Here is a 25,667-nt window from a genome sequence, read left to right on the forward strand (position 1 = left end):
GACTTTGGAAGCCCCGCCGCATGACGCAAACCACTTGGCGCGAAGCCGCCCGTACTTATTTATCCCCATCCGCACTGGCCTTATTAGCCCTCGGCTTTGCCGCTGGCCTGCCGTATATGCTGGTGTTTTCTACCCTGTCGGTGTGGCTGCGCGAGGCAGGCATCGCTCGCGAACATATCGGTTTCGCCAGTCTGATTGGCTTGGCCTATGCCTTTAAATGGATCTGGTCGCCGTTACTCGACCACCTGCGTTTACCCGTGCTGCACCGTTTAGGCCGACGCCGCTCATGGCTGTTATTCGCCCAGTTATTAGTGAGTGCCGGGCTGGCTGGCATGGCCTTACTCGACCCGCAACAAGCACTACTGCCCTTGATTGGCTTAGCCGTCCTAGTGGCATTCGCTTCGGCCACGCAAGATATCGCCATCGACGCTTACCGTATCGAGATTGCCGAAGACAGCCTGCAAGCCACCTTGGCAGCCACCTACATGACCGGTTATCGCGTGGCGGCGCTGGTGTCTGGCGCGGGGGCTTTGTATCTGGCCGAGGGGTTTGGTTCCAGTGTCAGCAGCTACAGCGCCAGCGCGTGGCAGAGCAGCTATTTAGTGTTGGCTCTGCTGATGATTCCCGGCATCGCCACCACCTTGTGGATCAAAGAGCCAAACATTGCACTACCACCCACGCCGGAGAAACGCAGCGGCGCACAGTGGATACAGCAAACCATCATCGCGCCGTTTAGCGACTTTATTCAGCGCTACGGCAAGCAGGCAATCTTGCTGCTCGCGCTGATCGCCACCTATCGGATGTCCGATACGGTGATGGGCGTGATGAGCAATGTGTTCTATATCGACATTGGCTACAGCAAAGACACCATCGCCAGCGTGAGCAAGGTCTTCGGCCTGATCATGACCTTAGTGGGCGCGGCAGCCGGCGGCTTATTGATTGCCCGCTACGGCATTCTGCCGATTCTATTTGCCGGCGGCTTGCTCAGCGCGCTGACCAACTTGCTGTTCGCTTATTTGGCGCATCTTGGCCCAGACACCTTAGGCTTGGTGGTGGCGATCAGCGCGGATAACTTCTCCGGCGGCTTAGCCAGCGCAGCGTTTATTGCTTACCTGTCGAGCCTGACCAATGTGCAGTTCTCGGCCACGCAATACGCCTTGTTCAGCTCGTTTATGCTGCTGTTGCCGCGCTTGGCAGGCGGTTATTCAGGGGTGATGGTCGAGCAGCTGGGCTACATCGACTTCTTCTTGCTCACCACTGTGCTAGGCATCCCCACCCTGCTGCTGATCAGCTGGCTGTGGCGGCAGCAGAAAAACGCTTAAGCCAAAACAATCAGGCCGCTACGAGAGCGGCCTGATGCTTTAGTGTGATGCGATTAACCGACGTCCGGCGCAAACACCGGCTTATGGCCACCGAAGAACAAACGCTGCAGCTCATCACCGGGGCTATCGGCGCGCATAAAGGCTTCACCGACCAAAAAACCGTACACATTGCTGAGCAGCATCAACTCGACATCGGCCTTGTTGAGGATGCCGCTTTCGGTGATCAGCAAGCGATCACGCGGCACACGTGGCAACAGGTCTAAGGTGGTTTCTAGGCTCACCTCAAAGGTATGCAGATTGCGGTTATTGATGCCCAAGAGCGGCGTGTCGGTGTGCTTGAGGGCGCGCTCTAATTCTTCACCATCGTGCACCTCCACCAGCACGTCGAGGCCTTGGTCTTTGGCCACTTGCGACAAATCCACCAGTTGCGCGTCGTCTAAGCAGGCGGCGATCAGCAGCACGCAGTCTGCGCCCAAGGCGCGGGCTTCAACCACTTGGTACGGGTCGATCAAGAAGTCTTTGCGAATCACCGGCAGGTTGCAGGCCGCGCGGGCCTCTTGCAGGTAAGCATCGGCGCCTTGGAAGAAATCCACATCGGTAAGCACCGACAAGCACGCCGCACCGGCGGCGGCATAGCTCTGGGCAATCTCGGCGGGCACAAAGTGCTCACGCAACACGCCTTTGCTCGGCGAGGCTTTTTTGATTTCGGCGATCACCGCCGGCTGCTGTTTGTCCGCCCGCGCTTGCAAGGCAGCAGCAAAGCCGCGCACCGGGTCGGCGGCTTTGGCTTGCGCGTCCAACTCGGCAAGACTCACGCGGGCGCTGCGCGCGGCAATTTCTTCGTGCTTACGGGCAACGATTTTTTCCAGCACGGTGGGCATGCTCATGCTTGCGCTTCCTCGCGGAATACTTCGGTAAAGGCCGCCAGCTCGTCGAGCTTCTCGCGCGCCAGGCCGGTTTGCAGGGCGTCTTGGGCCAAGTGCACGCCTTCACGCAGGCTTTCTGCCAAGTCGCAGGCATACAAGGCCGCACCAGCATTGAGAGCGATCATATCGGCGGCTTTTTTCGCCTTATCGCTCTGGCGCTTGCCCAGCGCATCGCGGATCAGCGCCAGCGAGGCCTGCGCATCATCCACACCCAAGCCGTCTAAGGTTTGGCTGAGCAAACCGACGTCTTCGGGGCGCACACTGTATTCGCTGACTTGGCCGTTTTTTAGCTCAGCCACAAAGGTCGCGCCAGCCAAGGTGAACTCATCCAAACCATCTTCGGCATGCACCACCAGCACGTGCTCACTGCCCAAGCGACCGAGCACTTCGGCCATCGGGCGGCACAGGGCTTTGTCGAACACACCAATCACTTGGTGCTTCACCCCAGCCGGGTTAGTCATCGGGCCAAGCATATTGAATACGGTGCGCAGGCCCAGCTCGCGGCGCGGGCCGATGGCGTGCTTCATCGCGCCGTGGTGCGCGGGGGCAAACATAAAGCCGACGCCAACGGTGTCGATGCAACGCGCCACTTGTTCGGGGGTTAGGTTTAGGTACACGCCGGCGGCTTCTAGCAAGTCGGCACTGCCGCTCTTACCGGAAATCGCCCGATTGCCGTGCTTGGCAACTTTGCCGCCCGCCGCCGCGACTACAAACGCCGCTGCGGTAGACACGTTAAAGATATTCGCGCCATCGCCGCCGGTGCCGCAGGTATCCACCAATTTGGCGGTGCCGGGCACGCTGACTTGATGGGCCAGCTCACGCATTACGCTGGCAGCGCCGACGATCTCGTCGATGCTCTCGCCTTTCATGCGCAGCGCCACTAGCAAGGCGCCAATCTGCGCATCGGTGCATTGGCCGGTCATGATCTGGCGCATCACCATCTGCATGTCGGCGGTTAATAAACTCTTCCCGCTGACCACCTGACTCAGTGCCTGTTTGATATCCATGGGCGCCCCCTGTGTGCGCAGCGCCGCTTAGCGACGGCCGCCGGTTTGCTTTAAGAAGTTAGCGAACAGCTCGTGGCCCTGTTCGGTGAGGATCGACTCGGGGTGAAACTGCACGCCCTCGATCACGTAGTCGCGATGGCGCAAGCCCATGATTTCATCCGGCGTGCCGTCTTCATGGGCCGTCCACGCGGTGATCTCTAAACAATCGGGCAAGGTTTCCCGCTTCACCACCAGCGAGTGGTAACGCGTCACGGTAAGCGGGTTATTTAAACCGGCAAACACGCCGTGATCGGCATGCAGCACAGGGCTGGTTTTACCGTGCATCACTTGGCGGGCACGCACCACTTCGCCACCAAAGGCTTGGCCAATACTTTGATGGCCCAAGCACACGCCCAAAATCGGCAGCTTGCCGGCAAAGTGTTTGATCACCGCCAGCGATACGCCGGCTTCATTGGGGGTACACGGGCCGGGGGAGATCACAATGCGCTCAGGCTGCAGCGCTTCAATTTGCGCCACGCTCAGTTCGTCATTGCGCACCACTTTGACCTCGGCGCCCAACTCGCCCAGGTACTGCACCACGTTGTAGGTAAAAGAGTCGTAATTGTCGATCATCAGCAACATGCTGGCTTCCTCATCAGCGCTGGGCGCTGAACTGTTCAATAGCGGGCAAAACGGCAGGCAACACACGAGAGCCGCAGAGCGCGGCGAAGAGAGATCAGGCGCACCAGCGCCAACGCGCCAGAGCCTTGAACAGGCAGGGGAAGTTACGAATCGCAGTCACGGTAAAGTCTCACTTCAACAGCGCAACCTTACCCCACGCTCCTAAAGCAAACAAGCCGCGCGCAGGACGCACGCGGCTTGTGGCTAAGCCAAGGCTAATCAGCGCAGCAAATGCAAGAAATGCTGGTGCTTGTGGTACTGGTCGACGATATCGCTGATCACGCCGTCTTTTGACCAACCCATGATGTCGTAGTCTTGCCCGCCTTCGCGCAGGTGCACTTCGGCGCGGTAGTATTTTTGCGCTTCGTCGACATCGCTTTCGGCTACATCGGGGTTTAAGAACGCCGGCTTGATATGCCCACGCGCCCAAACGCGGTAGAGGAAGTCGATTTCTTCGCCGTGGCCCACATTTAAGCTGTAGCGACCGGCACCGACACTGCTGACGCGGGCCTCGATGCCTTTGCCGTTGAGTTCGCTGGCGATTTCTTCCATGGCTGGGCGCACGGTGTCTTCGATATAGCGCACTACTACATCCTGCGAGGGATAGTCGATGATGCTGTGCAGGCGCTCTTTCCACGAGCCGCCGCTCGCCACTGCCCCCATCGGCTGCACGTTGAGCTGCAAGCTTTCGCGCTTATACAGGTCGACCCGTAGCGCTTTAATCAGCCCGTAAGTGGCCACCAACAGCACCACGGCAAACGGCAAGGCGCTGGCAATGGTCATGGTTTGCAGCGCTCCCAAACCACCGGCCAGCAGTAGCACAGCAGCCACCACGCCTTCGCCGGCGGCCCAGTACACGCGCTGCCACAGCGGGGTGTTGTCGTGCCCACGCGAGCAAAGCATATCCACCACCATGGAGCCTGAGTCCGACGAGGTAACAAAGAACACCACCACCATGACCATGGCGATAATCGACAGCAGCCCCGAGAAGGGGAAGTGTTCTAAGAAGGCGAACAGCGCCAGCGCCACATCGTTGGATACCGCCTGCCCCAGTGCCGCTTGACCTTGATTGAGGATCAGCTCGATGGCGGAGTTACCGAACACAGTCATCCACAGCAAGGTGAAGCCGGTCGGCACAAACAGCACGCCCAAGGCGAACTCGCGAATGGTGCGACCACGGGAAACCCGCGCGATAAACAGGCCGACAAACGGCGCCCAGCTCATCCACCAGCCCCAGTAGAGGATCGTCCAGCCGCCAATCCAGTCAGTCTTCTCGTAGGCGAACAGGTTAAAGGTGTGACTGACGATATCTGCCGCGTAAGCACCGGTGTTCTGCACAAAGGCTTGCAGCAAAAACACCGTGGGGCCGAGCAGCAGAATCACCACCACCAACAGCACTGCCAAGCCCATATTGAGCTCAGACAGCAGCTTAATGCCCTTATCCAAACCGGTGGTCACCGAGATAATCGCCAGCAAGGTCACGCCCGCAATCAGCATGATTTGCGTGGTCACACCCACCGGGACATCGAATAGATGGTTAAGCCCGGCATTCACCTGCATCACGCCATAGCCCAGCGAAGTGGCGACACCGAACACCGTGCCGATCACCGCGAAGACATCCACCGCGTGGCCAATCGGCCCGTAAATACGCTCGCCAATTAAGGGGTACAAGGCCGAGCGCAGGGTCAGCGGCAGGCCGTGGCGATAGCTAAAAAAGGCCAGAATCAGCGCCACAATCGCGTAGATGGCCCACGCATGCAGGCCCCAGTGGAAGAAGGTGATCTTCATCGCCTCACGCGCGGCAGCCACAGTTTGCGCATCGCCCACCGGCGGCGCCATAAAGTGCATCACCGGCTCGGCCACACCAAAGAACATCAAGCCAATGCCCATACCGGCAGAAAACAGCATGGCAAACCAAGTGACGTTGGAGTAATCCGGCGTGGAGTGATCTGGCCCTAGCTTGATCTCGCCATAGCGCGACAAACCGAGAAAGGTCACCGTGAGCAGAATCAGCGCCACGGCGAGCACATAAAACCAACCGGCGTTGGTCACAATCGTGCCTTGCAGCTGCTTAAACAGGCTGTCCGCAAGTTCTGGCGCCAGCGCGGCAAACAACACCAGCACTATCACCAAAGCCGACGCCGGATAGAACACCGGCGCGTGAAACCGCGCTTTGGGCGCGGTTTCTACGTGAGTATTGCTCATTGAAAACCTCTCCATAATGACTGGCGTTCAGTATAGAGAGGCTGGGATTTATTGCTTTGCCTCAGCGGACATCGGTTTATGCACAGCGGCCGATTGCGCCTCACGCTCGCGCAGCTGCGCTTGCTCCCACGCCCAGCCCGGCGGTTTGATCAGATAATTGATCGCCTCACCGACACTTTTAGCATTCACCACTTGGCGCAATAGCTTGGTGTAACCATGGAAGAACACCACCAGCGGGTTAATGCTGTTGATGCGCGGATACACGCCATAACGCACAGTCTCTTGTTCTTCGGCAAAGCTGCCGAATAGGCGATCCCAAATAATTAGGATGCCGGCGTAGTTCTTGTCCAAGTACTGACGATTAGTGGCGTGGTGCACGCGATGGTGCGACGGGGTGTTCATCACCGCCTCAATCGGCTTTGGCAGCTTGCCCACGGCTTCGGTGTGCAGCAGGGTTTGATACACCTGCACCACCACTTCGCAGAGAAAGATCATCGCCGGGTGAAAGCCCAACGCCGCCAGCGGCAAGTAGAAGAACAGCGGGAAGAAACCATCCAGCGGACCAAAGCGATAAGCCACCGAGATATTGAAATACGGCGAGCTGTGATGAACCGTGTGCGTGGCCCAGGCAAAGCCTACGCGGTGCAGAAAGCGGTGCTCCCAGTAATAGGCAAGGTCGGCCAGAATCAAGCAGCCCAGCACCGTCCACCAGGTCATCGGCAGCTGGAACAGACTAAAGTTCTCGTACACCACGTAGAACACTGTGGTGTAGAAGCCGGCAATCAACACCGCCGAAAGGGTGATAAACGCCGCCAAGGTTATAAAGTTGGTGACCGAGTCGCCGAGCATGTTCCAGCTCAGCTTGCGTTTAATCGCCAAGCGAATCAGCTCGACGACAAACACCAACATAGCCACGACAAAGAAGCCGTCATCCACCCACAGCTCCCAACCAAACAGCTCTTGCTCGCTGACGCGGCTGACTAACGCGTTAAGCCACTCCATCACTGCACCTCACTGGTGTACAACACCGAAAACTCACTACTCAGTAACTCGCCTTGGTAATCCAGGCGGTGTTTTTCCACCACGCCGATGACTCCACGAGCGTAATCCAACTGCTGCCACACGCCTTGCGCACTGCTGCTGGCCACCTTCTGCAAACGCGCATTGGGCACCTGCACCGCAGGCTCACTGGCGGTAAACAAGCGCTCTTGCGGATAACCGATGGTGACTTTGGCTTGTGCAAAGTCGGCGGAGAAATCGCGATACCACACCCACACCGTGGCCTCACCGGGCTTTAGCGCGGCATGCAAGGCCGTGTTGTCTTCAAAGCGCTGCCAGAGTTGATCTACCGCCACCAGCGACAGGGTTTGCGTAACCCCGACTACCGTCTGCACGGCAGCCTGCTGGCTATTGATAGCTGCCTGACGCACCGGCTGCTGCGCCGCGGGCTTTGCCGGCACGCTGGCTTGCGGCGCCACGGTTTGCGGCACGATCACCTCTGGCGCGACAGTCACCGGCAACACAGTGTTGTGCGGCTGCAACCACACCAAACCCACGACCAAGGCCACGACCAAGGCCACGATTGCGGCGGTGCCTAAGACGTACTTCAAGGCCTGCATAACCTATCCTCATTGTGAGACACGCGTGCATCATATATATTTGAAACACGCATGTCTCGTTATTTTTTTGGAGGACCTATGTCGCAACCCCAACAAACCCTACCCCGCGAAGCCTATTTAAGCGCCGAGTGGTACGCCGCCGAGCAGCAGTACCTGTTTGGCCACAGCTGGCAGTACCTCGGCCCTGCCGATGAAATGCCCGCCGCCGGCCACTACCGCTGCGTGCAACTGGGTAGCTACCCCATGCTGCTGTTGCGCGACCAAGACGGCACCCTGCGTTTGCTGCACAACCTCTGCCGACACCGCGGCATGCCGCTACTGGAAGGCAGCGGCGCACTGCCGCAACACCTGCGCTGCCCGTATCACAGCTGGACGTATCAGCAAGACGGCAGCCTGCGTGCGCTACCGCAAGCCGAGCGCTTCCCTTGTTTGAATAAAGCAGAGATGGGGTTAAAGCGTGGCGCCTTGGACGAATGGCAGGGTTTGATGTTTGGCCACACCCAACCCGATGCCGTGCCTCTGGCGCAGTGGTTTGCCGGCCTTGAAGACACCCTCGCCCCGCACGACTTAAGCGCCTGCGAAGAGCAACCGGTGGAGGTACACACCCTCAAGGCCAACTGGAAAGTGTTTGTTGAGAACTACATGGACGGCTATCACCTGCGCCACTTGCACTCGGTGAGTCTCGGCAAGCACTACGACCACGACGCCATCGCACAGGGCCAACTCGGCCCGCACTGGTACTTCTATCAGCCGCTAACCGCCGAGGGCCATAAAGCAGCCTTAAGCAGTAGCAGCTACCCGCTGATTCCCGGCCAAGACCCGAAGCACTTAGGTGCCTATGTGCATTTGCTGTTTCCCAATTTAGGCATTACCGCCAGCGAGGAAAGCTGGTCGCTACTGCACATCGAACCGCTGGATGCGCTCACCACTCGGGTGACCATCCGCAGCTGGGCCATGCCGGTGTCCACGCTGCGCTACTTAATGCTGCGCGAGCCGAAAAGCCCCGGCAGCGCCGACCACCCGGTGAAAACCGGCGACCTGATGGGCGAAGACATCGCCGTGTGCGAGGCCATTCAGCGCTCTATGCACTCCCCAGCCTACCAAGTCGGCGCACTGGCCGAAGAGCTCGAAGCGCCGCTCGCGCACTTCCAACAAGCCATTTTGAGCTACCTGAAAGACATGAAGGCCAACCGATGAAAACGCTAGCCCGTCTGAAATCCCTCAGCATTCTGCTCAACGGCCTATGCCTAAGCAGCACCCTGCAAGCGGCTGACTTAACCATTGAGCTCAAGCGCTTAATCCCCGAACAGGGCCGTGTTTGGCTGATGCTCTATCACGGCAAGGCCAACTTTGAAGCCATGGGCCAAGGCCTGCACGAGTGGTCGTTCAGCCCGCAAACGGCAAGCCAGAAAGTCACCCTGCATGACTTACCCGCCGGCCACTACGCCGTGATGGTGTATCAGGACAGCAACGACAACGCGCAGGTGGATTTAAAAGACAGCGGTTTTCCCGCCGAGCCGTTTGGCTTTTCTAAACAGCGCGGCCGCGTGAGCATGCCGACCTTTGAGGAAAGCGCGTTTCGTTTAGAAGCCCAAGGCCATGTGGAGCAGATTCGCCTGTTTCACTACCGCTAAAGACGGCGGATTGAGTATGGCTTACTGCTGCGCGGCGCCTTGATAAAAGCTGCGCAGGGTTAAAGCCAATACATCGGCGGCGGGGTTTTCGCGGGCAAATTGCCAAGCGCTGTAGATCAAGCCGTCGAGCCATTGGTTAAGCCACGCGGTTGGCAGGTCGGCGGCCAACAAGCCTTCGGTCTGCATCTCGGCAAGCAGGTCGTGCATGCTGGCCAGCTGCGCGTCGTAGGCTTGTTGAATCTGCGGGTCTTGCAGCGCGGTGCTGTCGCTGGCGAGGTAGTGATAGCGCTGGCCTTGGGCAATCAAGGCGCCAAGCAGCGCCTCAAAATACTCGCGCAAATCTTCGTGCTGCGCGGCCAGCTCATCGCTCAGCGCCTGCGCATCATCGAGGCTGGCCTGCGCCAGCGCCAAAATCAGCGCTTCACGATTAGGAAAGTAACGGTACAGCGTGGCCCGCCCGACGCCAGCCGCAGCCGCCACCTCTTGCAAGGTGGCTGCCGGCTGCGCCGCCAGCACGCTGACGGCGGCCTCCATAATGGTCGAGCGCAATAGCGCCTTACGACCACGTTTGGCGGGCGCGTCACTCACTGCGCTTGGTCCAACCCACGCTCAGCCAAGCTCACCGCGCGGAACACGGCGCGGCCCTTGTTGAGGGTTTCCATCCACTCCAGTGCAGGCACCGAGTCGGCCACCACACCGGCACCGGCTTGGATATGCAGCTGACCGTCTTTGATCACGGCGGTGCGGATAGCAATCGCCGTGTCCATGTTGCCGTTGTAGGCCAAGTAACCCACCGCGCCGCCGTACACGCCGCGCTTGACCGGCTCCAGCTCGTCGATGATTTCCATCGCGCGAATCTTCGGCGCGCCCGACAAGGTGCCGGCTGGGAAGGTGGCACGCAGCACATCCAGTGCGCCCATGCCCTCTTTCAGCTCACCTTCGACATTGGAGACGATGTGCATGACGTGCGAATAACGCTCAACCACCATCTTGTCGGTGAGTTCGACGGTGCCGGTTTTCGCCACACGGCCCACGTCGTTACGGCCTAAGTCGATCAGCATCAGGTGCTCGGCGATTTCTTTCGGGTCGGCGAGCAAGTCGGCTTCTAACGCTTTGTCTTTCTCCGGCGTGGCGCCGCGTTTGCGCGTGCCAGCAATCGGTCGCACAGTGACGATGCCGTCTTCCAAGCGGGCCAAAATCTCTGGCGACGAACCAGCCACGTGGAAGCCGTCCAAGTTCAAATAGAACATATACGGCGAGGGATTCAGCGAACGCAGCGCGCGGTACAAATCCAGCGGCGGCGCTTGGTACTCGACGCTCATGCGCTGGGCGACCACCACCTGCATCACATCGCCGGCCAGAATGTAGTCTTTGATGGTGTCCACGGCCTGATGGAACGGCTGCTCGCCAGTGCTGGAGCGAAACGCATCTTCGGCGACGTCACGCGGGCTATGCGTGGGGCGCTGAATGCGTGCATCGCGCAGCTGCGTGACCAGTTCATCGAGGCGCGCTTGCGCCGCGTCGAAGCTCGCCGCATCACGCGGGTCGGCATGCACGATCAGCAGCAATTTGCCGGAGAGGTTATCGAACACCACCAGCTCGTCCGACACCATCAAGAGGATATCCGGCGTGCCGAGCACATCTTCCGGCACACCGTCTTTTAAGCGCGGCTCGATATAGCGCACGGTGTCGTAGCCGAAATAACCCACTAAACCGCCGGAGAAACGCGGCATCTGCGCCAGCGGCGCGACTTTCTCGCGCGCTTGGTAGGCTTCGATCCACGCCAGCGGGTCAGCCACTTCGCACTGCTCCAGCACATCGCCGTCGCGCTCTAAGAACACGCACTGGCCTTGCACGCGAATCCGCGTGCGGCACGGCAGGCCGATAATCGAGTAACGGCCCCATTTCTCACCGCCTTGTACCGACTCCAGCAAATAGGAATACGGGCCGTCGGCGAGCTTTAAATAGGTGGATAACGGGGTATCTAAGTCAGCCAGCACTTCGCGCACCAGCGGCGCACGGGTATAGCCGGCGCTGGCCAGCTGGAGAAATTCGTCGCGAGTCATAACAACCTCAGAGATCAGGCGCGGCCTGTATTTGCGCAAGGCGCGCTAAGCGTTCGGAAACGTGAGCAAAGCAATCCGGCACAGCCGGCGGGCGTGATTAGGCGCGCCAGCGCCAACGCGCGAAGGCCTTGAGTAAGGCCAGTAGGATCATTGCAGTGCGAAAGGTAGCCACGCGGTGTTCTCCGATGCGTAGGGCTCAACCCTAACCAAGCCGCCCACTTTACGCAACGGCCAACAGCAGGCGTAGATCATCGCCCAGCCAATCCGGCGCCTCGCTGGCAATCGACTGACCATGGTTATAGCCATACGTAACCGCCGCCACCGGCACCTGGGCGGCCTTAGCCGCGAGCACGTCATTGCGCGAATCACCGATAAACAGCGCCTGCTCGGCGCGCACTCCGGCTTGCTGCAGCAACCAGTGCAGCGCATACGGGTCGGGCTTTTTCTGCGCGAAGGTGTCGCCGCCGATTTGCCAGCGGAACAGCTCGGCCATACCGACCTGCGCGAGCAGTTCGGGCAAGAAGCGGCTGGTTTTGTTCGTCACTAAGGCCAGCGGAGTGCCGCGCGCATGCAGTGCGTGGAGGAATTCCAACGCACCGGGATAGACCCGCGTGGCGTGGTGGCTACTGGCATAAGCCGCCTCAAACAGCGCCAAGCCCTGTGCGGCGAGCGCGTCGTCCACGCCCTGCGCGTGTAAATCATCCGCCAGCGCACGGCGCACCAACACAACTGCGCCATTGCCCACCCAGTCGCGCACCTTGTCGATGCCGGCCGCTGGGCGATCCAGCTGGGCCAGCATACTGTCGACCGCTGCGGCCAGATCGGGCACGGAATCCACTAAGGTGCCGTCCAGATCAAACATCACCAACTGAGGCCAGCCGCCACATAAGCGCTCAATCGCGGTCATACGCGGGCTTGTGCCAGCTCGCTGCGCATGGCGTCGATCACGGCTTTGTAGTCCGGTTGATTGAAGATGGCCGAGCCAGCAACAAAGGTATCAGCACCAGCCTCGGCAATCGCGCGGATGTTCTGCACATTCACGCCGCCGTCGATTTCTAAGCGAATCTCGCGGCCCGAGGCATCGATCAGCGCACGCGCTTCACGCAGCTTATCCAGAGTACCGGGGATAAATTTTTGTCCGCCGAAGCCCGGGTTCACGCTCATCAGCAAGATCATATCGACCTTGTCCATCACGTATTTCAGACAATCCAGCGAGGTGGCCGGGTTAAATACCAAACCGGCCTTGGCGCCGCCGTCTTTAATCAGCTGCAACGAGCGGTCGATGTGCTCGCTGCCTTCGGGATGGAAGGTGATGTAGCTGGCACCAGCTTCCAAGAAGTCGCCGATGATGCGATCCACCGGCTTAACCATCAGATGCACGTCAATCGGCGCAGTCACGCCGTATTTGCGTAGCGCGGTGCACACCATCGGGCCGATGGTCAGGTTGGGCACGTAATGGTTGTCCATCACGTCGAAGTGGACGATATCCGCGCCGGCGGCCAGCACCTTGTCTACGTCTTCGCCTAGGCGGGCAAAGTCGGCGGAAAGAATCGACGGGGCAATGGCAAAGGGTTGCATGGGCGGCTCCACAACGAAAAAGGCCGCTATTCTAACCCTTATGCCGGTCAATTTTTTCGCCACTTGGCCGACATTGTTGCCATCGGCCCTTTGGAGTTCGCCATGTCACCGCTTCGCTTGCTACCACTGACCCTATCCTTGAGCTTGCTCGCTTACGGCACCACCGCACTGAGCGAGGAACCTGCCGCCGCAGCCGACGCCAGCAGCGCCGCCGCGCCCAGCCCAAGTGCCGATGCGCCACCGGCCGATAACACCGACAGTGCCGATACCGCCGCGCCAGCCGATGCCAACAGCACCAGCGACACGCAAGAGCCCGATAGCGACGCAGCAAGCACCACCGCAGAGCCAGAAGCTGGGACGGAAACTGAAACTGAGGCTGAAGTTGAGCGCGCAGAGCTTCCGGAGCGCAGCGAAGTGGCCGAAGTGGAAATCGCTCGCGTGATTACCGATGACGAGCAGCAGCGCCTCTCCGATGGCCACAAAGAGTTTCTCGCCCTGTGGAAACCCGCCAACGCCCCGCAAGCCGCTGGCGTGGTGATTCTGGTGCCCGGCACCGGCGAACATGCCGACTGGCCAAAAACCATAGCGCCGCTGCGCCAACGCCTGCCGGACAACAGCTGGGCAACCCTCAGCCTGAGCCTGCCCGATGACCCGAGCGACGCGCCGCAAGCGCGCCCTGCCGATGAGCCAGCGCCTGCCAGCAGCGCCGCCGACTCAAGCAACGATAGCCAAGCGGCGGACGACATAGCCGCCGAAGTAGCCAGCAGCGTGCAAAGCGGCTCGACGGCTGGTAACGACGCCAGCGAAAGCGCCGGCATGGAAGAAGCCGACTACGGCAGCTTAGTGCAGGCACGCATTCAAGCCGGCATAGATCACGCTATGGCGCGCAACCTGCCGACGGTGGTGCTGCTCGGGCATGGCAGCGGCGCTTACTGGGCCGCGCAGTATCTCAAAAGCAACCCCAACAGCGGCGTGGTTAACCTGCTACTAATCGCCGCGCAACAGCCAGCCGAAGCCAGCGAGCCGCTGCCGGAAACGCTGAAAGAACTGAAAAACGTGGTCAGTGGCGACTTCTACTACAAAGACAAACCCGCCGACCGCAATGCCGCCCGCCTGCGCATGAACGCTGCCAAGCAACAGGCGCAGCCCAATTACATTCAAATCGCCATGAAGGCACTGCCCGGCAACCCCAAAGTCGAGCAAGAGCAGCTCTATCGGCGCGTACGCGGCTGGCTGGACTTACGCTTGCAAGCCACCCGCGCCACGCCATAACCGGCGCACCACTCAGCGCCAACCACGGCGCTGACAGACCAGCTGATACGCCTCGCGCAGCTGGCGGGTCAGCTCAGTGGCTTGCTGCACGGCGGCCTCGCCCTGCTGCGCTTGTTTGTCCGGGTGATGACGGCTGAGTAGACGCCGATAGGCTTGCTTCACCTCGGCTTCATCCGCCTCAGCCGGTACGCCGAGCAGATGCAGCGCGGCGGTCAAGCTGTCCGCGCCGCCGCTGGCCTGTTGTTGCTGGGCTTGGCGGCGGGTTTGCTGCGCTTGTGCGCGCAACTCTTCGCCGGAGGCACCCAGCGCTGCGCCGGCCCGGGCGAGCAAATGCCGCTCGCCTTCGGCAATCCGCCCATCGGCCCACGCCATACGCCAAGCGCTGGCCAGCCAAGCTTGACGTTGCTCGGCATTCAACCAACGACCACGACGACGCAAGCCACCAAGTACGCTAAGGCCGCGTCGCTTGCCTTCAGCAAAGGCATGCATGGCCAGTTCACGCCCCAGCGCATCGAGGCCAAGCGTGGCCATTTCCTCCCGCGCCTGCTGGATATGCTCGGGCTTAACCTGCCCATCGGCTTTAGCCAGCGCGCCGAGCAAGCGAAATTGCCACTGCAATTTACCCGCCGGCCACAAACCACGCTTAGCCAACAACCACTGCACACGCTCAGCGCTGGAAAAGCGCAAGCGCCGATCCAGTGCATGGCCGAGCAGCGCACCGAGCAAAGCGCCGGGAATGCTCGCCAACCAAGCCCCGAGCAACACACCTAGCCAAGTCAGCGGCCAGGGCATGCTGCCAGCACTCGCTGTTCAATGTCGGCCAAACGCTCTGGCGTGCCCACATCCACCCAGTGACCGGTGGCACGCTGCCCCGTGACTAAACCCCGATCCATGGCCGCACGCAGCAAGGGCGCCAAAGCAAACGCGCCGTCTTTACAGCCGGCAAACAACTGCGGATGCAACACGGCGATGCCGCTGTAGGTCAGCGTGCTGTCGCCCGCTTGCGCTTGACGCACACAACCATCAGCTTGCAGATGAAAGTCACCTTTGCCGTTGTGCGCGGGGTTATCCACCAACAACAAATGTGCCAAACCCGTTATCTGCTGCGGCAGGTTTTCCAGCGACTCTTCACACCACACGTCGCCATTAATCAGCAAAAACGGCGCATCGCCGAGTAACGCCAAGGCGCGAAAAATCCCGCCACCGGTCTCTAGCGGCTCGCCTTCGGGCGAATAGGCAATCACCAGCCCAAAGCGCGCACCACCACCCAAATGCTGCTCGATTTGCTCGCCCAACCAAGCGTGGTTAATCACCACTTCGCGCACACCCAGCGCCGCTAAGCGCTCAAGGTGGTACTCGATCAACGGCTTACCCGCCACCGGCAGCAAAGGCTTGGGCGTATGCAAGGTCAGCGGGCGCATGCGCTCGCCTTTCCCGGCGGCGAGAATCATCGCCTTCATGCGTTGGCCTCGGCCGCTGCCTGCGCGGCGATTTCTTCTAGCCAAGGCATCAGCTCGGCCAGCTCAGGGCGGCGCGCGCAGACTTCGCGCAGATAATTAAAGAAGCGTGGCACATCGGCCAAGTACTTAGGCTTGCCATCGCGGTGACAGATACGGGCAAAAATACCGATCACTTTTAAGTGCCGCTGCGCACCCATTAGGTCGGAGGCGCGATAGAACTCGGCAAAATCATCGCCTACGGCAATGCCAGCAGCGCCCGCCAACTGCCAATAACTGTGCAGCCAGCGCTCGACGCGCTCTGCCGGCCAGCTAATGAACGCATCTTTAAACAGGCTGGTGATGTCATAGGTCACCGGCCCAAGCACGGCGTCTTGAAAGTCCAACACGCCAGGGTTGGGCGAGCTGAGCATCAGGTTGCGCGGCATAAAATCGCGGTGCACCAACACTTGCGGCTGCGCCAGTGCCGAATCAATCAGCAGATCAAACAACGGGCGCAAACGCGCCTGCCACTGCGCCACATCCAAGTCCAGATGGCGACCGAGATACCACTCAGGGAATAACTGCAGCTCGCGCTCTAGCAGGGCGCGGTCATAGACGGGAAACCCTGCAGGCACGCTGCTTTTTTGCTGCGCCAACAGGGCTTGTACCGCTTCGGCAAACAGCAAATCGGCGTTGGTTTCGGTCAGCACATCTAGATAGGTCTGCCGGCCTAAATCGCTGAGCAACAAAAAACCACGCTCTAGGTCTTGGGCCAAAATCTGCGGCACCGGCACCTCGGCCTGCGCCAATAGCTCGGCCACTGCCACAAAGGGGCGGCAATCTTCTTGCGGCGGCGGGGCGTCCATCACGATCAGCGTTTGCCCGGCGTGCTCCCAGCGAAAATAGCGCCGAAAGCTCGCATCGCTGCTCGCTGGCGTCCATCGGCCCTGCGCCAATGTCCAATTTTGTTCAGGCCACAACTGCGCTAAACAGCCCTCTACCCATTGCCGGCACGCTAACTCGCGGCCATCTTCACACGTTGTCATCAATCCCCCGGCCCTAGCCGCCTTATGCATCATTGTTTTATTATCCAGAATCTTTTTAGCCCAGCGAAAGGCGCAAGGCCTCGTTTTGGCCCGTCGCGCGCAGGAAGCCCGGACACACATAACAATGGCAGTGAAACCACAGTTCCGCAGCAAGTTCCCTCTGCTGATTACCGGCAGTCTCTTGGCTCTACAGCCATTTACCAGCCTATCCGTGCAGGCTGCTGAGCAGTTTGACTGCAAACCCAGCGCCACCGGCGGCTGGGCCTGTAGCACACAGCAAAGCAGCAATGTGGTGCCGCCGCGCCCGCAGCATAGCGCAACCGCGGTCAGCAGCCCGGCACAAGGCAGCAAGGCGGTCGCCGGCAAACCGGCGAAGAAGCTCGATGGCGCCGCCGCCAAAGGCTCGTCACTGGCCCAAGCCGCTGCGCAAAGTGGCAATTACGCCTATCTGGACTGGGTGCCCCGCGAGCAACTAACCGCCTCGCAACTGGCAGAAGTCGGCCCGTACTGCAAAGGCAGCTACGTTGAGCCGCAGCGCGCTGGCCTCGATAGCGACACGCCGATGGACGAAGCACCGATGTTTGCTTCCTCCAAAGCCTCGCGCTACGAGCAAGACCAGCAAGTGGCCACCTTGGCCGGTGATGTCGTGCTACGCCAAGGCACCATGCAGGTTGAGGCCGACGAAGCGCGTCTGCTGCAACTGGAGAACCGTGGCGAGCTGATCGGCAAGGTCAAACTGCGCGACCAAGGCATGCTGGTGGTCGGCGATAAAGCCACCCTGCAACTGGACAACGGTGAAGCCGAAGTCGAAAACGCCGAATACGTCGTGCACGAAGGCCACGTTCGTGGTTCGGCGCTGTACGCCAAGCGCGACGAAGACGGCATCATCCGCCTCAAAGACGGCACCTACACCCGCTGTGAGCCGGGCGAAAACACCTGGCACCTGAAGGGCAATAACGTGCGCCTAAACCCGGCCACGGGCTTTGGTAGCGCCACCAACGTGACCCTACGGGTGAAAGACATTCCGGTGTTCTACACCCCGTACATTTATTTCCCGATTGACGACCGTCGTCAGTCCGGCTTCTTGCCGCCGAGCATTGGCAGCTCCAGTGACAACGGTTTCACCCTCGTCACGCCGTACTACTTCAACCTTGCGCCAAACTACGACGCTACTTTGTACCCCCGCTATATGGCCAAACGCGGCCTGCAGCTAGAAGGTGAAGGCCGTTACCTGACGCGCAGCAGCGAAGGGCAAATCGGCGCTAGCTGGCTGAATGACAGCGAAGACGAGCGCAAAAAGCAGTCCGACTATTCCAAAGACCGCTGGATGTACAGCTGGCAGCACAAAACCGGCCTCGACAGCCGCCTGCTCGGCGAAGTCGATTACACCGACATCAGCGATCCGTACTACTTCCAAGACCTAGATACCGAGCTGGGCATCAACACGCCAAGCTATATCGATCAGCGTGGCACCCTGACTTGGCGCGGCGACAACTTCACCGCCCAGCTCAACGCGCATGCTTACGAAATGGCCACTGTGGTGGATGTCACCCCGTACAACCGCATGCCACAGCTGAGCATTAAAGGCGCCCTGCCTTATCAGCCTATGGGCCTGCACTTTACCGGTGCCGCCGAAGCCGTGCGTTTCGAACGCAGCCTGCGTAAAGGCAACTTCACCGACGTGGATGGCAATGTCAGCGCCCGCCCGGATACCCGCATCACCGGTCTCGACCGTGCTGATGGCAGCCGCTTCCACACCGAGCCGGGCGTCAGCTTGCCGATGGATTGGAGCTACGGTTTCTTCAAACCAAGCCTCAAATACCTGGCGACCAGCTACGACCTAGACCTCGACCAGCAAGGCAAGAACACCCTGCGCGCTGGGGAAAACTTCAAGAGCAGCCAAAGCCGTGGCCTGCCGATGTTGAGCCTCGACGGCGGCCTGTACTTCGACCGCAACAGCACGTGGTTCGGCAACAACTATCGCCAGACCTTAGAACCGCGCCTGTTCTATCTGTACGTACCGCATGAAGATCAGGAAGACATTCCGAACTTCGACTCCAGCGAGCCGACCTTTAACTATTCGTCGCTGTTCCGTGAGAACCGCTTCAACGGTCGTGACCGCATCGGCGATGCCAACCAACTGTCGCTGGGCGTGACCAACCGCTGGATCGAAAGCAACGGCTTTGAGCGCCAGCGCTTCTCGATCGGGCAAATCTTCTACTTCCGCGACCGCGAAGTGCAGATGCCCGGGGTTAACTTCAAAGACGTCGAAGCCTCGCAGGCCAACGTTTCGCCCTACGCACTGGACTACCTGTACCGCTTTAACCGCGACTGGCGTGTCAGCTCTGACTTCAACTGGGACCCGGACACCGGCTCAACCCGCTCGGGCAGCCTGATGTTCCATTATCAGCCTGAAAAAGAAGTCAACAAGGTGGTTAACCTAGGCTTCCGCTACCGCAATGACACAGTCATTTACGACAGCACCACAGGCAGCTGGCGTACTGGCGGCGATTACACCGACCCGGTCACCGGCCGTGTGATCAAGGACTACTACAAAGTCGAGCAGCACGACGCCTCAGTGATTTGGCCGATCGTGCCGCAGTGGAGCGCCATTGCTCGCTGGCAATACGACTACAACCGCAGCCGCACGCTGGAAGCCTACGGTGGTTTCGAGTACGACAGCTGCTGCTGGAAACTGCGTCTGATCAACCGCTACTGGGTGGATTACGACGAATTCAGCCTCTCGCCTGCGCTTAACGAAGAAGGCGACCGCGGCATCTTCCTGCAAATCGTCCTCAAGGGCTTAGGCGGGGTTGTCGGTAACAAGGTTGAATCTTTCCTTGACCAAGGTATTCAGGGTTATCGTGAACGTGAAGAACAAGCTTTCTAAGATTTTTGCCCCGCTGGCCATGGCCTCTGCGCTATTGGCCGGCAGCGCACACGCACAATTCCAGAGCATTGACCGCGTCGTCGCGATTGTCGACAACGACGTGATCATGCAGAGCCAACTGGATGACCGCATGCGCGAAGTGCGTCAGACCCTCTCCAAGCGCGGCAATGCGTTGCCGCCGGAGCACGTGCTGCAGCAGCAAGTGCTCGAGCGTCTGATTATCGAAAACATCCAACTGCAGATTGGCGACCGCTCCGGCATTCGCATCGCCGATGACGAACTGAACGGCGCGCTGGGTACCATCGCGCAGCGCAACGGCATGACGCTGGAGCAATTCCGTCAGGCGCTGTCTAACGACGGCGTGTCGTACGAAGAAGCGCGCGATCAAGTGCGTCGCGAGATGGTTATCAGCCGTGTGCGTGAATACCGCGTGGCCGACCGCATTCAGATCAGCGATCAGGAAGTCACCAACTTCCTCGCTTCTGACTTGGGGCAAATCCAGCTGGCTGAAGAGCTGCGTTTAGCGCTGATCTTCCTGCCACTGCCGGAAGGCGCGTCACCGGAGCAAATCCGCGCAGCCGAAAGCGGCGCGGATGATCTGTATCGACAAATCCAGAACGGCGCCGACTTCGCTCAGCTGGCAATTGCCCGCTCAGCCGGTGAGAACGCCTTAGAAGGCGGCGAAATTGGCTGGCGTAAAGCCGCGCAGCTGCCCGGCGTATTCAGCGAAATCGTGCCGAAAATGGCCGTGGGCGAAACCACCGCACCGGTGCGCATGCCCGGCGGTTTCTATCTGGTCAAACTGCTGGAGAAACGCGGCGGCGAAGTGAATGCGTTGGTGGACGAGGTTCGCGCCCGCCACATTCTGCTCAAGCCCAGCGCGATTCGCAGTGAAGAAGAGACCGAGAAACAAGCTCAGCGCGTCTATGACCGCATTATGGCCGGTGAAGACTTCGCCAAGCTGGCGAAAAACTTCTCCGAAGACCCGGGCAGCGCCTTAAATGGCGGCGACCTGAACTGGGTTAGCCCCGATGCGATGGTGCCGGAGTTCCGCGCCATGATGCAGCAGACTGCGGTCAACGAAGTGTCGAAGCCGTTCCGCAGCCAATTTGGCTGGCACGTGCTGCGTGTTGAAGGCCGCCGCGCCACCGACCGCAGTGAAGACCTGCGCGAGCACCAAGCTCGCACCGCGCTGCGCAACCGCAAATACGACGAAGAATTGTCGCTGTGGCTGCGGCAGATCCGCGACGAGGCCTTCGTCGAAGTTAAGCTCTAATGGCCTTACGTTTTGCCTTAACCGCCGGCGAGCCGGCGGGCATTGGCCCCGACCTGAGCCTGCTGCTAACCCAGCAGGCTCAGTCGCATGTGCTGATCTGTATTGCCAACCTGAACATGCTCGCCGAGCGCGCCAAAGCGCTTAACTTAAGCGTCGAGCTGATCAACGTTAGCCCCGCTAACTGGCCCAGCGAGCCTGCCCAAGCGGGCCAGCTGTATGTGTGGGACACCCCACTGGCCGCGCCTGTAGAACCCGGCCAATTAGACACACGCAACGGCCCGTACGTGCTGGACACCCTGACTCGCGCCTGCCAAGGCTGCCAGAACGGCGACTTCGCCGGGATGATCACCGCGCCAGTGCATAAAGGCGTGATCAACGACGCCGGCATCGCTTTTAGCGGGCATACCGAGTTTCTTGCTGAGCAGACCAACACCGCGCAAGTGGTCATGCTGCTGGCCACTGAAGGCTTGCGCGTTGGCTTAGTCACCACTCACCTGCCCTTGCGCGCGGTGGCCGATGCCATCACCCCCAACACGCTCAGCGACGTGGCACGCATTCTCGATCACGACTTAAAGACCAAGTTCGGCATCGCCGCACCACGCATTTTGGTCTGTGGGTTAAACCCGCACGCCGGTGAAAGCGGCCATCTAGGCCGTGAAGAAATCGAGGTCATCGAACCGACGCTGGCCAAGCTGCGCGAAGAAGGCTTAAACCTGATTGGCCCACTGCCGGCCGACACCCTGTTTACGCCCAAATATCTCGAACACGCCGATGCGGTGCTGGCCATGTACCACGATCAGGGCCTGACCGTGCTCAAGTACTTAGGTTTTGGCCGCGCGGTGAATGTCACCTTGGGCCTGCCGATTATTCGCACATCGGTCGATCACGGCACCGCGCTGGATTTAGCCGGCACCGGCAAGATCGACGACGGCAGCCTTAAAGTCGCCCTGCACACCGCCTACCACATGGCGCAAAGCCAGCGCCGCCACGCGTAAGCGGCGCTACGTGGGTTACACTACGAGGCGAATTGGCGGAGCTTCACATGGCAGAACTGTATCAACACCGCGCGCGTAAGCGTTTTGGGCAAAATTTCCTGCATGACGCAGGCGTCATCCACCGCATCTTGCGCGCCATCAGCGCCAAAGACAGTGAGCGCTTGGTCGAAATTGGCCCCGGCCAAGGGGCGATCACCGAAGGGCTGATCGACACCGGCGCGCAAGTCGATGTGGTCGAACTCGACCAAGACCTGATCCCGCTGCTCAAGCTGCGCTTTGGTTTAAAGCCCAACTTTGCCCTGCATTCTGGCGATGCGCTGAAGTTCGACTTCGCCAGCCTCGGCAGCCCTGAGCAGCCGCTGCGCGTGGTCGGCAACTTGCCGTACAACATCTCTACGCCGCTGATTTTTCACCTGCTGTCGTTCAGCGGCATCATCCGCGACATGCACTTTATGCTGCAGAAAGAAGTGGTCGAGCGCATGGCTGCCAGCCCCGGCGGCGGTGACTGGGGCCGTCTGTCGATCATGGTGCAGTACTACTGCCGCGTGGATTACCTGTTTACCGTGGGCCCCGGCGCGTTTAACCCGGCACCTAAAGTTGACTCGGCCATCGTGCGCTTAACCCCACACACTGAGCTGCCCCACCCGGCCAAAGACGCCGCGCTGCTGGAAACCCTGGTGCGCGAAGCCTTTAACCAACGCCGCAAAACCCTGCGCAACACGCTCAAAAGCCTGCTCAGCGCCGATGACATTGCGGCCTGCGATATCGACCCGGGCCTGCGCCCCGAGCAACTCTCGCTGGCCAACTTTGTTGCCTTAGCGAATCGCCTGCACACGCTGCAAAACGCGGCCGGCAGTGGGGAGCCCGAATGAGCAACGACCCGCGCTATCACGTCGATGTAACGGTGGTCAGCCGCTACTTGGCCGAGCAGTCCGAACCGGACGACAACCGCTTTGCCTTTGCTTACACAGTGACCATCCGCAACTTGGGCCTGTTGCCCGCGCAGCTGCTCAGCCGCCACTGGATCATCACCGACGGCAACGGCAAGGTGCAGGAAGTGCGTGGCGCTGGGGTGATCGGCGAACAACCGTTACTGCAACCGGGGCAAAGTCACACCTACACCAGCGGCACCCTGCTGGATACGCCGGTCGGCAGCATGCACGGCAGCTATCGCATGCAAGCCGGCGACGAGCATGGCTTCGATGCACCGATTGCGCCGTTCCGCTTGGCTAAACCCGGCGTTTTAAACTGATGGCGCATTACGCAGTGGGCGACATCCAAGGTTGCCTAAAGCCCCTGCAATGCTTACTCAAACAGGTCGACTTCAACCCCAGTCGCGACACTCTGTGGGTGGCCGGCGACATGGTTAATCGCGGCCCGCAGTCGCTGGAAACCTTACGCTTTTTACACGCTATGGATGACGCGGTGATCGCCGTGCTGGGCAATCACGACCTGCATCTGATCGCCTGCGCTTTGGTCAACGAGCGCCAGCGCCGCAGCGACACCCTAGCGCCGATTTTGCAAGCGCCCGACGGCGACGAGCTCATCCACTGGCTGCGCCAACACAAGCTGATGCATGACGACCGTCGCTTGGGTTTCTCGATGAGCCACGCCGGCGTGCCGCCAATCTGGACGCGCGACAAAGCCCTCAAGCGTGCGGCGGAAGTCGAAGCCGTGCTGCGTGATGACGCGACCGTCATCGACTTTCTACGCCACATGTACGGCAATCAGCCGGCCTGCTGGGATAACGCCCTTGAAGGCTTCGACCGCCTGCGCCTGATCACTAACTACTTCACCCGCATGCGCTTTACCCAAGCCGACGGCACCCTCGACCTGACCAGCAAGGAAGGCCTCGACAGCGCGCCCGAAGGTTTCGCCCCGTGGTTTAGCCACCCGCACAAAATGGCCGGTGAACGGCTTATTTTTGGCCACTGGGCGGCGCTCGAGGGCCACTGCGAAGTGCCCGGCCTGTTTGCGCTGGATACCGGCTGCGTATGGGGCGGCCAACTGACTTTACTCAACTTGCACAGCGAAGAACGCATCGCCTGCGACTGCCCAACCCGAGACTAAGATGAACTACCAACGCATCAGCCCCGAACAAGCCCTAGCCCTGCGTGAACGTGAAGCGCAGTGGGTGGATATTCGCGATGAAGCCAGCTTCGCCGCCGGGCATATCCCCGAGTGCGTGCATTTGGACAATACCAACTTGGCCCGCTACCTGATCGAAGCCGATCACGATCGGCCGCTGATCGTGGTCTGCTACCACGGCAACTCCAGCCAGCAGGCCGCCGCTTATTTAGCCGAGCAAGGCTTTGATGAGGTGTACAGCTTGGATGGCGGCTTTACCTTGTGGCAAAGCCTGTACCCCACGGATGTTGCACGTTAAGCAGCACTGCTTTGCTCGCTGTTTCTGACTGCTTTAGGCAATTTGCTGGTCGATAATCGCCAACAAGCGCTGCAAAGCTCCCTGATTGGCTTTGACCACCGCCAACGCGCACTGACCTTGCGCCTGGGCTTTGGCGGGTTCGGCAAAGCCGGCGATGAGCGCCGCCGCTAGGCCATCGGCATTCTGCACTGTGGTCAGGCCATGGGCGCTACTCAATAGCGCGGCAATTTCTAAGAAATTAAACACATGCGGGCCGCTGAGCACCGGCAGCGCCAAGGCCGCTGGCTCGAGCAAGTTATGTCCGCCGCGCTCGACCAAGCTGCCGCCAACAAACGCTTGCTGGGCCAAGGCGAAAAACAGCATCAGTTCGCCCATGCTGTCGCCGACAAAGACCTGCGTATCGGCTGTGACCGGCACATTCTCGCTGCGACAGCGGGTGATTAAGCCCGCGCTACGGCACAACTGCGCCACAGCGCTAAACCGCTCCGGGTGACGCGGCACCAAGAGCAGCAGCGCTTTAGGGAACTGCGTGAGCAGCTGCTGATGCGCAGCGAGCACTTGTTCGTCCTCACCGGCATGGGTGCTGGCGGCAATCCACACTGGGCGCTCAGTCAGTTGCCATGCCTCGGCCAGTGCTTGCGCGGCATTCAACACGCTCTCGGCCACGCTGATATCGAACTTAATCGAGCCCGTCACCTGCACCGCCTCAGCGCGGGCGCCCAAGGCGCGAAAGCGCTCAGCCTCGGTTTGTGTCTGCACGGCAATCGCCGACAGGCTCGCCAGCATAGGTGCGGTCAAACCGGCTAAGCGCGCATAACCGCGTGCCGAACGCTCCGACAGCCGCGCATTGGCCAACACCACCGGCACGCCCAGCTCGGCACACACGGCAATATGGTTCGGCCACAGCTCGGTTTCCATGATGATCGCCACACGCGGCGCGATACGGCGAATAAAGCGCCGCGCCAGCCACGGCAAGTCATAGGGCAGATAGACATGCTGCACGCGCCCGGCCAGCTCACCCTGCATAAACATGGCCTGAATCCGCTCCGAGCCGGTGGGCGTCATGCAGGTCACGGTAATCGGCAAGTCCGGGTGGCGCTTAGCTAATTCGCGCAGCATAGGCGCCGCGGCAATGCTCTCACCCACCGACACGGCGTGAATCCAAATACCGCCGGGTTTAAACGCTTGCTGATAGAGCGCAAAACGCTCGGCCACGCGCTTGGCATAGGCCGGCGCCCGCCACGCACGCCACGCTAAACGCAGGCCAATCAGCGGCAGCAGCAAACAGTAAATCAGGGTGTAAAGGCTTCTATTCATGGGCGCGCAGCTTAGCGGCTTCGGCTTGG

The 25,667-nt window shown here is 60.2% G+C and carries 25 protein-coding genes; 11 read left to right on the forward strand and 14 right to left on the reverse strand.

Going from position 1 to position 25,667, the window contains the following annotated elements; genetic code table 11:
• Nucleotides 1–20 precede the first annotated feature (20 nt).
• Entirely contained in the window at nucleotides 21–1,322 is a 1,302-nt protein-coding gene (locus tag BMX80_RS08585; protein WP_074867270.1) for an AmpG family muropeptide MFS transporter, read from the forward strand.
• Between the two features lie 53 nt (nucleotides 1,323–1,375).
• On the opposite strand, the gene trpC is transcribed toward BMX80_RS08585, so the two are convergent.
• The 6 genes from trpC to BMX80_RS08615 all read right to left on the reverse strand — a co-directional run bounded on the left by trpC (nucleotide 1,376) and on the right by BMX80_RS08615 (nucleotide 7,739).
• Nucleotides 1,376–2,209, reverse strand: coding sequence for an indole-3-glycerol phosphate synthase TrpC (gene trpC, locus BMX80_RS08590; protein WP_074867272.1), 834 nt, complete (start codon nucleotides 2,207–2,209; stop codon nucleotides 1,376–1,378).
• Nucleotides 2,206–3,255, reverse strand: a complete 1,050-nt coding sequence (gene trpD, locus BMX80_RS08595) for an anthranilate phosphoribosyltransferase (protein WP_074867274.1) — start codon at nucleotides 3,253–3,255, stop codon at nucleotides 2,206–2,208. The genes trpC and trpD overlap by 4 nt, the downstream gene beginning before the upstream one ends.
• 27 nt (nucleotides 3,256–3,282) lie before the next feature.
• The gene (locus BMX80_RS08600; protein WP_071870803.1) at nucleotides 3,283–3,876 is read right to left on the reverse strand and encodes an aminodeoxychorismate/anthranilate synthase component II; all 594 of its coding nucleotides are present in this window, start codon (nucleotides 3,874–3,876) and stop codon (nucleotides 3,283–3,285) included.
• Between the two features lie 258 nt (nucleotides 3,877–4,134).
• Nucleotides 4,135–6,120 (reverse strand): choline BCCT transporter BetT, encoded by a 1,986-nt coding sequence (gene betT, locus BMX80_RS08605; protein ID WP_074867276.1) that lies wholly within the window; start codon nucleotides 6,118–6,120, stop codon nucleotides 4,135–4,137.
• Nucleotides 6,121–6,168: 48 nt separating this feature from the next.
• Nucleotides 6,169–7,122 carry a sterol desaturase family protein gene (locus BMX80_RS08610; RefSeq protein ID WP_074867278.1) on the reverse strand — a complete coding sequence of 318 codons (954 nt, stop codon included), beginning with the start codon at nucleotides 7,120–7,122 and terminating at the stop codon, nucleotides 6,169–6,171.
• The gene (locus tag BMX80_RS08615; RefSeq protein WP_074867280.1) at nucleotides 7,122–7,739 is read right to left on the reverse strand and encodes a hypothetical protein; all 618 of its coding nucleotides are present in this window, start codon (nucleotides 7,737–7,739) and stop codon (nucleotides 7,122–7,124) included. Before BMX80_RS08615 ends, BMX80_RS08610 begins: the two co-directional genes overlap by 1 nt.
• A gap of 78 nt (nucleotides 7,740–7,817) precedes the next feature.
• Here BMX80_RS08615 and BMX80_RS08620 point away from each other — a divergent pair, with 78 nt between their 5' ends.
• The gene (locus tag BMX80_RS08620) at nucleotides 7,818–8,936 is read left to right on the forward strand and encodes an aromatic ring-hydroxylating oxygenase subunit alpha (protein ID WP_074867282.1); all 1,119 of its coding nucleotides are present in this window, start codon (nucleotides 7,818–7,820) and stop codon (nucleotides 8,934–8,936) included.
• Entirely contained in the window at nucleotides 8,933–9,373 is a 441-nt protein-coding gene (locus BMX80_RS08625; RefSeq protein WP_074867284.1) for a DUF2141 domain-containing protein, read from the forward strand. Before BMX80_RS08620 ends, BMX80_RS08625 begins: the two co-directional genes overlap by 4 nt.
• Nucleotides 9,374–9,394: 21 nt before the next feature.
• Here the strand turns inward: BMX80_RS08625 and BMX80_RS08630 are convergent, their stop codons facing one another.
• The 4 genes from BMX80_RS08630 to rpe all read right to left on the reverse strand — a co-directional run bounded on the left by BMX80_RS08630 (nucleotide 9,395) and on the right by rpe (nucleotide 13,017).
• On the reverse strand, nucleotides 9,395–9,961 hold the full coding sequence (locus BMX80_RS08630; RefSeq protein WP_139214054.1) for a TetR/AcrR family transcriptional regulator: 567 nt from the start codon (nucleotides 9,959–9,961) through the stop codon (nucleotides 9,395–9,397).
• Complete coding sequence (trpE, locus tag BMX80_RS08635; protein WP_074867288.1) at nucleotides 9,958–11,439, reverse strand: anthranilate synthase component I; 1,482 nt, start codon at nucleotides 11,437–11,439, stop codon at nucleotides 9,958–9,960. The genes BMX80_RS08630 and trpE overlap by 4 nt, the downstream gene beginning before the upstream one ends.
• Nucleotides 11,440–11,659: 220 nt before the next feature.
• The gene (locus tag BMX80_RS08640) at nucleotides 11,660–12,346 is read right to left on the reverse strand and encodes a phosphoglycolate phosphatase (RefSeq protein WP_074867290.1); all 687 of its coding nucleotides are present in this window, start codon (nucleotides 12,344–12,346) and stop codon (nucleotides 11,660–11,662) included.
• On the reverse strand, nucleotides 12,343–13,017 hold the full coding sequence (gene rpe, locus BMX80_RS08645) for a ribulose-phosphate 3-epimerase (RefSeq protein WP_074867292.1): 675 nt from the start codon (nucleotides 13,015–13,017) through the stop codon (nucleotides 12,343–12,345). Before rpe ends, BMX80_RS08640 begins: the two co-directional genes overlap by 4 nt.
• A 102-nt stretch (nucleotides 13,018–13,119) precedes the next feature.
• Between rpe and BMX80_RS08650 the strand changes: the two genes are divergently transcribed.
• Nucleotides 13,120–14,289: a DUF3530 family protein gene (locus tag BMX80_RS08650; RefSeq protein WP_139214056.1), complete on the forward strand. Its 1,170-nt coding sequence runs from the start codon at nucleotides 13,120–13,122 to the stop codon at nucleotides 14,287–14,289.
• A 12-nt stretch (nucleotides 14,290–14,301) separates the two neighbouring features.
• Here the strand turns inward: BMX80_RS08650 and BMX80_RS08655 are convergent, their stop codons facing one another.
• The 3 genes from BMX80_RS08655 to BMX80_RS08665 are packed head-to-tail and all read right to left on the reverse strand — an operon-like array spanning nucleotide 14,302 to nucleotide 16,774.
• Entirely contained in the window at nucleotides 14,302–15,081 is a 780-nt protein-coding gene (locus BMX80_RS08655; RefSeq protein WP_074867296.1) for a TerB family tellurite resistance protein, read from the reverse strand.
• On the reverse strand, nucleotides 15,066–15,749 hold the full coding sequence (gene murU / locus BMX80_RS08660; RefSeq protein ID WP_074867298.1) for an N-acetylmuramate alpha-1-phosphate uridylyltransferase MurU: 684 nt from the start codon (nucleotides 15,747–15,749) through the stop codon (nucleotides 15,066–15,068). The genes BMX80_RS08655 and murU overlap by 16 nt, the downstream gene beginning before the upstream one ends.
• Nucleotides 15,746–16,774, reverse strand: a complete 1,029-nt coding sequence (locus BMX80_RS08665; RefSeq protein WP_074867300.1) for an aminoglycoside phosphotransferase family protein — start codon at nucleotides 16,772–16,774, stop codon at nucleotides 15,746–15,748. The genes murU and BMX80_RS08665 overlap by 4 nt, the downstream gene beginning before the upstream one ends.
• A 124-nt stretch (nucleotides 16,775–16,898) precedes the next feature.
• Between BMX80_RS08665 and BMX80_RS08670 the strand changes: the two genes are divergently transcribed.
• The 7 genes from BMX80_RS08670 to glpE are packed head-to-tail and all read left to right on the forward strand — an operon-like array spanning nucleotide 16,899 to nucleotide 24,321.
• On the forward strand, nucleotides 16,899–19,664 hold the full coding sequence (locus tag BMX80_RS08670; RefSeq protein WP_074867302.1) for an LPS-assembly protein LptD: 2,766 nt from the start codon (nucleotides 16,899–16,901) through the stop codon (nucleotides 19,662–19,664).
• Nucleotides 19,645–20,940, forward strand: coding sequence for a peptidylprolyl isomerase (locus BMX80_RS08675; RefSeq protein WP_407922785.1), 1,296 nt, complete (start codon nucleotides 19,645–19,647; stop codon nucleotides 20,938–20,940). The genes BMX80_RS08670 and BMX80_RS08675 overlap by 20 nt, the downstream gene beginning before the upstream one ends.
• Nucleotides 20,940–21,935, forward strand: coding sequence for a 4-hydroxythreonine-4-phosphate dehydrogenase PdxA (gene pdxA, locus BMX80_RS08680; protein WP_074867304.1), 996 nt, complete (start codon nucleotides 20,940–20,942; stop codon nucleotides 21,933–21,935). Before BMX80_RS08675 ends, pdxA begins: the two co-directional genes overlap by 1 nt.
• Nucleotides 21,936–21,982: 47 nt before the next feature.
• Nucleotides 21,983–22,807, forward strand: coding sequence for a 16S rRNA (adenine(1518)-N(6)/adenine(1519)-N(6))-dimethyltransferase RsmA (gene rsmA / locus BMX80_RS08685; protein WP_074867306.1), 825 nt, complete (start codon nucleotides 21,983–21,985; stop codon nucleotides 22,805–22,807).
• Nucleotides 22,804–23,187, forward strand: coding sequence for a Co2+/Mg2+ efflux protein ApaG (gene apaG / locus BMX80_RS08690; protein ID WP_071870820.1), 384 nt, complete (start codon nucleotides 22,804–22,806; stop codon nucleotides 23,185–23,187). The genes rsmA and apaG overlap by 4 nt, the downstream gene beginning before the upstream one ends.
• A complete protein-coding gene (locus BMX80_RS08695) occupies nucleotides 23,187–24,005 on the forward strand; it encodes a symmetrical bis(5'-nucleosyl)-tetraphosphatase (protein WP_074867308.1) in 819 nt (272 codons plus the stop codon). The genes apaG and BMX80_RS08695 overlap by 1 nt, the downstream gene beginning before the upstream one ends.
• A gap of 1 nt (nucleotide 24,006) precedes the next feature.
• On the forward strand, nucleotides 24,007–24,321 hold the full coding sequence (glpE, locus tag BMX80_RS08700; protein ID WP_074867310.1) for a thiosulfate sulfurtransferase GlpE: 315 nt from the start codon (nucleotides 24,007–24,009) through the stop codon (nucleotides 24,319–24,321).
• A gap of 33 nt (nucleotides 24,322–24,354) precedes the next feature.
• On the opposite strand, the gene waaA is transcribed toward glpE, so the two are convergent.
• On the reverse strand, nucleotides 24,355–25,638 hold the full coding sequence (waaA, locus tag BMX80_RS08705; RefSeq protein ID WP_074867312.1) for a lipid IV(A) 3-deoxy-D-manno-octulosonic acid transferase: 1,284 nt from the start codon (nucleotides 25,636–25,638) through the stop codon (nucleotides 24,355–24,357).
• Nucleotides 25,639–25,667 lie beyond the last annotated feature (29 nt).

Source organism: Atopomonas hussainii (assembly GCF_900109735.1).
Taxonomy (GTDB): domain Bacteria; phylum Pseudomonadota; class Gammaproteobacteria; order Pseudomonadales; family Pseudomonadaceae; genus Atopomonas; species Atopomonas hussainii.